The 5,966-nt window shown below is 66.5% G+C and carries 5 protein-coding genes and 2 pseudogenes; 3 read left to right on the top strand and 4 right to left on the bottom strand.

What is annotated here, in order from left to right:
- Nucleotides 1-167: pseudogene (locus tag BDW41_RS22760) on the top strand (XRE family transcriptional regulator); the annotation flags it as partial.
- Between the two features lie 63 nt (nucleotides 168-230).
- Here the strand turns inward: BDW41_RS22760 and BDW41_RS22755 are convergent.
- Nucleotides 231-545 (bottom strand): DUF736 domain-containing protein, encoded by a 315-nt coding sequence (locus BDW41_RS22755; RefSeq protein WP_023103964.1) that lies wholly within the window; start codon nucleotides 543-545, stop codon nucleotides 231-233.
- Nucleotides 546-1,368: 823 nt separating this feature from the next.
- Here BDW41_RS22755 and BDW41_RS22745 point away from each other — a divergent pair.
- Together BDW41_RS22745 and chrA are read left to right on the top strand one after the other, a co-directional pair.
- Nucleotides 1,369-1,671, top strand: coding sequence for a PadR family transcriptional regulator (locus BDW41_RS22745; protein ID WP_019043445.1), 303 nt, complete (start codon nucleotides 1,369-1,371; stop codon nucleotides 1,669-1,671).
- Nucleotides 1,668-2,897, top strand: coding sequence for a chromate efflux transporter (gene chrA / locus BDW41_RS22740; RefSeq protein WP_019043444.1), 1,230 nt, complete (start codon nucleotides 1,668-1,670; stop codon nucleotides 2,895-2,897). Before BDW41_RS22745 ends, chrA begins: the two co-directional genes overlap by 4 nt.
- Nucleotides 2,898-2,955: 58 nt before the next feature.
- Here chrA and BDW41_RS22735 read toward each other — a convergent pair whose 3' ends face one another.
- From BDW41_RS22735 to BDW41_RS22720, 3 genes and pseudogenes are all read right to left on the bottom strand, one after another.
- Nucleotides 2,956-3,912 carry an IS110 family transposase gene (locus BDW41_RS22735; RefSeq protein WP_024570162.1) on the bottom strand — a complete coding sequence of 319 codons (957 nt, stop codon included), beginning with the start codon at nucleotides 3,910-3,912 and terminating at the stop codon, nucleotides 2,956-2,958.
- A 616-nt stretch (nucleotides 3,913-4,528) separates the two neighbouring features.
- Nucleotides 4,529-4,738, bottom strand: coding sequence for a hypothetical protein (locus BDW41_RS22725; RefSeq protein WP_023103965.1), 210 nt, complete (start codon nucleotides 4,736-4,738; stop codon nucleotides 4,529-4,531).
- 61 nt (nucleotides 4,739-4,799) lie between these two features.
- A pseudogene (locus BDW41_RS22720) lies at nucleotides 4,800-5,966 on the bottom strand (chromosome partitioning protein ParB); the annotation flags it as partial.

Below are 5,966 nucleotides of genomic sequence, written 5' to 3'. Positions count from 1 at the left end.
ATAAGCTGGCCGAGCTGTGCGAGGTGATGGAGATCCACCCGCTCACGCTGCTGACGCTGGCCTACGCGGGCGACAGCCCGCACAAGGCCGACGAGCTGCTGGCGCAGGTGCGCCGGGAGCTGGAGGCGGTGCTGAAGGAGCGCGGCGCGGCGAAGCCGCGCGCGTGACGTGGTGATGTGCTGCGAACAGCAGCACAGCGCCCCGCCGCGATGGGCGGGGCGCTGCGGCGGTCACGCCGCCTGGGGCTTGCTGCGCGACCAGATCAGGTCGTGCGTACCGTCCTCGCCTTCGATCAGGCGGGCATAGACCGGAGCCGGGAACGAAGGATCGTCGAGGGTCACGGACTTGTATTCCCGCCCGGCCTCGCTGGTCTTGTTCCACGCCGCGCCGATGTCGTGGCCGGCGGCCTGGAGGCGGAAGTCGGGGGCGTTCTCGCTGCTGCCCTTGTCGTTGGGAACCAGCTTGACCTTGACGTTGAGCGTCAGGGTGCGCAGCGTGCCGGTGAAGCCGTCTTTGTCTGCGGTGAAGGTGCCGATGTTGGCCATGATGATTTCTCCTTTCGGTTGAACAAGGTTCGCGCCCATCGCGTCCTTGTTGTGATCCGGCCGGCGGGGGACGGGCTGGCTGCACCGCTTGCGGTCGAAACGCAGTGGAGAGCCGGGAGGCGAAAAGAATTTGCTGCGCGAGGAAGCCGCGCAGCGGCGGGGAAATTGTTTTCGCCGGACGGTTGCAGCCATGAAGCCCGAGGCGCAGCCGCGCCCCCGCCAGGATTCACAACGAGACAAGGACGCCTTGGGCCGAACCGCTCCGAAAGGAGATGGGGCCGACTCGGCATCCCCGCCCGAAGGCTTCTCCGGCTCGCCCGCTGACGCGGGCCAGGTCAACCCCGCAACGACAGGCGAGAACGCCCCCGCCATACCTTGCGGCGCCGGTCTTGAGGCGTGGCGTGGAAGCTCCATAGCGATACCGGGCGGGTTGTCCGTGAACCGTCCTTCGTGACGTGATGGGCAGGAACCGCCAGCGTTGAGGACGGCACGCACCTGCACAACCTGCCGCAGCAAGCGCCAGCGTGTTCGCCAGCGTCCCGTCCATCGCGGCGGGACGTTGGGCGGGCCGATCCGGCGCAGCCGGTTCGGCAGCATCGAGGGGCGCCAAGCATCGCGCGGCGGGGATAGCTCGCAGGGCTTTCCCCTGGAGGCAAGCGAAGCGCGCAGCGCCGCAGGCGCGAAGGCGTGAGCAACTGTCTTGAAAGTCAAGCCTCCCAAGCGCGCCCGAAGAGGCGCGCCTCTTCGGGGCATCTGCGTGCCGTGATAATATCGACTTTCGTTATCGTTATTCGATATGAAAGAGCAACCAACACCCCGCGCCATGGAGCACCACGACCTGCTGTCAGGGCTGATCCGCCTGCATGTGCTGCACCACGCGGCCGAGCAGGAGATCTATGGGCAATGGATGATCGACGAGTTAGCCCACCACGGCTACCGCCTGTCTCCTGGAACGCTGTACCCAATGCTGCACAAGATGGAGCGCGACGGATACCTCGTCTCCCGCCAAGAGCGTGAGGGGCGCACCGTGCGCAAGCTCTACACGATTACACCCAAGGGCAATGAAGGCTTGGCGCTGGCCAAGGAACGCATCCGAGAATTCACCGGGGAGGCGATGCACAGATGACAGATTCCACCAACACCTTGCAGCATGAGGCCGCAGCCGCACGTGGCTCACCCGTCGAAGTCTTCGGCGCCTTCCTCAAACTGGGACTGACCTCCTTCGGTGGACCGATCGCGCATCTGGGCTATTTCCGCTCGGAGTTTGTCGAGCGCCGCCGCTGGCTGGACGACCGCAGCTATTCCGATCTGGTCGCCCTGTGCCAGTTCCTGCCAGGGCCGGCCAGCAGCCAGGTGGGCATGGCGCTGGGGCTGGGCCGCGCGGGCTGGTTGGGGCTGCTGGCGGCCTGGGCGGGGTTTACCTTGCCGTCGGCGATTGCGCTGATCCTGTTCGCCTTTGGCATCGCCGAGTACCACGGGCTGGCCCAGTCCGGCTGGATCCATGGGCTCAAGGTGGTAGCCGTGGCCATCGTGGCGCAGGCCGTATGGGGCATGGCCAAGTCGTTGTGTCCTGACCGGCCCCGTGCCGCCCTGGCCATTCTGGCGGCACTGCTGACCATGATCATGCCCTCAGCCGCGGGACAGCTTGCCGCCATCGCGGCGGCGGGATTCCTGGGCTGGTGGAGATTGAAGATCGCGCAACCTGGCGGCGGCCAGGCCCACAGCTACCCGGTTTCGCGCAAGCTGGGCATCGTGGCGCTGCTGCTGTTCGCAGTGCCACTCGTCGGGCTGCCCCTGTGGGCCGCTGCCACGGGCTCGTCCACGGTCGCGCTGCTGGAAGGGGTGTACCGCTCTGGTGCGCTGGTCTTTGGCGGTGGGCACGTCGTGCTGCCGCTGCTGCAGGCCACCGTGGTGCCCAGTGGCATGGTCAGCAACGCTGACTTCCTCGCCGGCTACGGCGCGGCGCAGGCAGTGCCGGGACCGCTGTTCACGTTCTCGGCCTATCTCGGCGCGGTCGCCCACGGGCCGCTGCATGGCTGGATCGGCGGGCTGGCCCTGCTGGGCATCATTTTCCTCCCGGCCTTCTTCATGCTGGTCGGCGCGCTGCCGTTCTGGGAAGGGCTACGCCACCGCGCGGGTATCCAGACGGCCATGGCAGGCATCAATGCTGGCGTGGTCGGCATTCTGGTGTCGGCCCTGTACGACCCTATGTGGACCAGCGCCATCCACGGCAAGGCGGATTTTGGGCTGGCGCTGCTTGCGTTCGGGCTACTGACGGTGGGTCGCGTGCCTCCAGCGCTCGTGGTGCTGCTGGCCGGGCTGGCGGGCTGGGTCATGGCGATCGGTATCTGAAGCCAGTCGGCGCAGTGCGCAGGCCGGGCATGGTGACTACCGCCCACCATATAGAAAGTCACGCCGGAGCAGGCTGGTCATTCCATGGCCGCCCGGTTTTGACCATGGCATTCATGATGATCAGCAGCTTGCGCATGCAGGCCACGATGGCAACCTTCTTCGGCTTGCCAGCCGCCAGCAGGCGCTCATAGCAACGCCGTATCACGGCGTTGTGCCGCATGGCAACGATGGCGGCCATGTATAACGCGCTCCTGACCGTAGCCCTCCCGCCGCAAATGATGCGTTTACCGCGAGCCTGGCCTGAGTCCCGGTTCATCGGTGCGACACCTACCAGCGCGCAGATCTGCTTGGCCTTGAGCTGGCCAAGCTCCGGCAGCTCGGAAATCAGCGTCGCAGCCGTCGCCGGGCCAACTCCCTTGACACTCTTGAGCAATGTGGCCAGATCGGACTGGTATTGAGCCAGATGCTCCGCAATCCTTCGATCCAGCGCCTCAAGCTGCGTCGCGAGCATATCCATCAGTTCCGCAATATCTTGCACGACCTCCGGATGCGCCATGTGTTTGCGTTGGCGCTCGCTGACCAGCAAGCGTACCAACTGCCGCCGTCGAAGCACCAGTGCATGCAGGTGTTGTTGTACCTGGTCTGGCATCGGTTTGATGAAGCGATCTCGATCAGGACGCTGGTTCAGCACCTGCGCCAGTTCAGCCAGCATCCTGGCATCCACGCTGTCGGTCTTGACCAATCGCCCCATGGCCTTGGCGAAGTCCCGGGCCTGCCGAGGGTTGATGACAATGACAGCGAATCCCGCAGCTTGTAGAGCGCAAGCACAGGCCAGTTGGTACTGTCCAGTCGCCTCCATCACGATCAGCGAGACCGGATGGTTCTTCAACGCTGCGATCAGCGCTTGGTGCCCAGCACCATCGTTACTGAATATGGCCGTGGACTGCTCGTGCCCGATGGCTACATCCATGGTCTTCTTGGAGATGTCGATACCGACTGCAACTTGATTGGCCATGATCTCCGCGTCCCTTCCTTGCAAATGCGAACGGCGTTCACGCAACTGTTCGGGCTTTCAGAGATCGGGCGCGAGCATGCGCCCAGGACTCACGCACGGGCTCAAGTGGCACCGAGGGATGACGGGCTACATGCTGCGGCCAACCCCGAACCCTGGCAGGTCCGGGCGTGACGGCATTGCCGAACACGCACTTCAAAGATACAAGGGATTGAAGCCGAATGGCCGTGACGGCAAAGACGGCACGGGGCGTAGCCCGAAAGCCCGGCGGCGCTATGCGCCGACACGCCCAGGCCGTTCCAGATTTCTAAGCAGGAAACGCGGACATGCCTCTGATGAAATGGGCGCGGCCCTACGCTGCGAGGTATGCACGCGGCAAGCCGAAAACCGCTGGTGATTCCCGCGCACGGCGGGCGCTACGGCTTGCAGGCCCATACGGGCCTGCCATTACCGGGCGGGAAGCCCGGTCACGTCAACGCCGCCGTCTGAGCTGCCGCGAGGGCGGCGGCGTGCCGATTCGGCTGGTGGCCTTGAACACCGGGCGCGGCCACTGCCGCGCCCGGATTTTTGCGTCCACCGCGCCCAGGACGGAACGGCCTGGGCGCGGTGCTGATCGCGGTTATTCCTTCGTCTCGATGAGCCACCACACGGCACGCGGCAAGGCGCGGCCCGTGATGGGGTGAATGTCGGTGAGGTCGGCGCAGGCCGTCCAGCCCGAGGGCGGGCGGTAGCCGCGCACGTCGCCATCGCCGTTCCAACGGCGGGCGCGTACCGTGCCAGCGGCGTAGATCGCCGCCATGCGCGGGCGGCTAATGGTGGTGCGGGTCATGGGGCTTCTCCTTCCAGCGAAGCGCCCCGGTCGAGGCCGGGGCGCTTGCCTTCGGCGCGGGTCAAGCGGCCAGCGCCTCGGCGGGTTCATCCGCTATTGCCTCGGCATCCTCCGGGGCGTTCTGCTCCGGGCCTGCCTCTTGCGCGGCGTCCTGCGGGCCTGCGGCCTCGAAGATGGCGGGCATCCAGCCCGTGCCATCGGCCAGCCGCTCGGCTTCGCTGGCAATGTCGGCCTTCTTCAACTTCGCCAGCCGGTTGGCCTGCTCGGGTGCGTACTCGCCCACGGCATCCAGAATCACGGCCTTGGAAACGTGCTTGAAGTAGCCTTCTGCGGTCGGCTTCCACCATGCGGCCATGTCGAGGCCCACGGCCTGCGCCAGTTCCTCGCCGGGTTGCTGCACCGTGGCGCGGGGCGTCACCACGTCCACCGTGGAAGCCACGCACACGGCCAGCAGCCGCACCAGTTCATCTTGCGACTTCGCCAGCAGCGCGGCGAACAGTTCGGCGCTGTCCTCCGGCAAGGCTTCACCTGCCACCTGTTGCAGTTCGCGCAGCGCCACGGCAGCGGGCGATTCCGGCCAGTCCGGGGCCATGCCTTCCAGCCGGTCTTGCACCGTGAGGCGCACGCCGAGCGGCAGGCCATCGCCGTAGGCGTCGGGCTGCAAGACAGTCTGCACCATGCCATGCACCAGCGCGGCCAGCGCGACGTGCGGATGCCGCGCGACTTCGATTTGCAGCGCCGCCGTGCGGTGGGCACTCAACCGCTGCGCCAGCCGATCGGACAGGCTCGCGGCCTTGGGTGCGTCGTCGGCGTCCTCGTGCTCGTCGTTGGCGGCTTCGCCTTCGGTGTTGCCGAAACCGCGCCGCAGCTTTTCCAGCGTGCGCAGCGCCTTGGCCTCGGCTTCGCGCAGCAGGCCGCGATGAATAACGGCCTCGCCGTTGCGGTCGATGGTGACGATGGCACCGGCCACCTCGCGCACCTCGGGAGCGTAACCTTGCAAGGCGTCCTCCGCGTCTTGTAGTTCGCCGACCACCTGATCGCGCCGCTGTTCCAGTTTCTCGGCCTTGGCCTCGTCCTCGGCGTCGCAGGCTTCTTCCAGCTCGGCGTCGATCTTTTCGAGGCGGCTTTCCAGCGAGGCGATGCGGCGGGCCTCGCGGCTGGTCGGCTCACGGCGGTGGCGCGGGGCGTTCTGGAACGCCTGCCGTTCCTCGTAGGCCAGATGCGGCAC

Origin of the sequence: Dyella sp. AtDHG13, assembly GCF_003201105.1 — a bacterium.
Lineage (GTDB): Bacteria > Pseudomonadota > Gammaproteobacteria > Xanthomonadales > Rhodanobacteraceae > Dyella > Dyella jiangningensis_B.
This window is presented reverse-complemented; position numbering and strand designations above follow the sequence as displayed.